The sequence below is a fragment of the Oleiphilus sp. HI0079 genome (assembly GCF_001635105.1).
The window spans coordinates 1-509 of sequence record NZ_LWFT01001418.1; the positions used below are offsets into that span (position 1 = coordinate 1).

1 protein-coding gene is annotated in these 509 nt (G+C 47.5%); it reads right to left on the reverse strand.

Features of this window, described 5'->3' with window-relative positions; genetic code table 11:
• Positions 1–509, reverse strand: a 509-nt coding sequence (locus A3750_RS24475) for a Lon-insertion domain-containing protein (protein WP_156498917.1), incomplete at both ends; no start/stop codon positions are given.

The window sequence follows — 509 nt, forward strand, 5'->3', positions numbered from 1 at the left end:
ACCAAGACGTGCATTGTGCTCAATATCTACAATATCGCCATCACCAAAATAACAGTTTGCGGTCACCCTATTAGGCATACCAAACTCCGTGCCGCCAACACTCAGCACAGATAAAGCGTTAATCTGACCGACAACTGATCCGCTGACACTCAGAAGTGTCGAGCCGTTGCTCAATGTATGAAACATCTGGTCTTTAATGCGACTGTTGCGCATAAGATTGCTCTCTAGAGCACGCTCCACGTGCGCATTGCGAATCATGTTCGAACCTTGTTCTTTCGCCCAATAGTTGCTCTCCCGCAACAGGTTCGCAATATCCGAAGCATGCAAAGAAAGCTTGCTTTGATCCTCTGCCTGACGCGAACTGTACTCAATCACCCGCGCAATAGCTTTTCGATCTAGATGCAAAAAGCCCTTATCGTGAACAAGACTCGAGATAAATTGCGAATAGTGCTGTTCAGATACAGCCGTTCTCGCCATCTCATTCTCGAAGTCCGCCGTCACCTTGAAGA